The 1,018-nt window shown below is 40.6% G+C and carries 1 protein-coding gene and 1 pseudogene; both read right to left on the minus strand.

All coding sequences use genetic code 11. The annotated features are described in order from the left end of the window. Positions 1 to 30 precede the first annotated feature (30 nt). A pseudogene (locus F6K37_RS44315) lies at positions 31 to 276 on the minus strand (Uma2 family endonuclease); the annotation flags it as partial. Positions 277 to 671: 395 nt separating this feature from the next. Then, on the minus strand, positions 672 to 1,018 hold a 347-nt coding region (locus F6K37_RS44320), incomplete at its 5' end, for a transposase (RefSeq protein ID WP_287257472.1).

The raw sequence follows: 1,018 nt of genomic DNA on the forward strand, positions 1-1,018 counted from the left end.
CGGCTTTTCCATTAGCCTTTTAGGTATTGGTCAATCCCAAATCCGATGCAAATCCAAGAAAAAACCTGGTAAAACCTCCTGACCAGACAACTCAACAGGATTATCTAATATTTCTACTGTTAAACCCGGTCGATAAACTTCAACTTGGCGTTTTTGGGGATTGATTAACCAGCCTAAATTAGCACCATTTTCGATATACTCAACCATCTTATCTTGCCAAGATTTAAGAGTATCTGAACTAGATCGTAACTCCACTACAAAATCAGGACAAATATTGCAGGGTAAGCGCAAGAAAAAATTGCCCATAATGTGCATTGGCTGGATATCGGTTGATCGTGGCTCGAAACCCCTATAATCTCGTAGAACTTTATTCTCAATAGAGTTTAATAGTTGAGAATGAACCCAGTTTTTTATCAATAAGCTACAGCTTATTGATTCTTGCGCTTACCCTGACAAATATTGGGAAAAGTTACTAGGGCGTGTCTGCAAACTGCTATAGTGAAGTAAAATGATTCAGGTATTGTGATGAGAGCGCTCGCTGAAAAACTTGCCTCGACTGAGATCGCAAGAGGAGACTTAACAGATTCCCAATGGGAAAAAATTGGGAGCATCCCATTTTGGAAAAAAGAGACAATTTATTCGCGATTTATAATCGCGAATAATATCCCGACTTAGATATCTTTAAGCTCGGAGTCGAAAGAAATATCTAATAAGCTATTTTTAAGAGAATCAATCGTTTTTTGTAATTCGGAAACTATGGTTCTTCTCGCTACAGCCATCACCCCGGCAACATGGGCTTCACTTCCAGCCTTCCCCAAATGCTTATATTTACTTAACTTGGGCGCTTTACCTGTGGTTGTGAAGGAGGGTGAACTGGCTTGTAATTTGTAATACCAGTAGGCTTTTTGGGGCTGTCGAACTTGATAACGCGCTACCCAGACACCTGACGGGGCGAGTTCTCCTTGACCCTCGAAGAAATTTTTGTAGGTTTCGAGACTAGCAATTGCCGTCTGTAAAC

It is taken from the genome of Moorena sp. SIO4E2 (genome assembly GCF_010671945.1).
GTDB lineage: Bacteria > Cyanobacteriota > Cyanobacteriia > Cyanobacteriales > Coleofasciculaceae > Moorena > Moorena producens.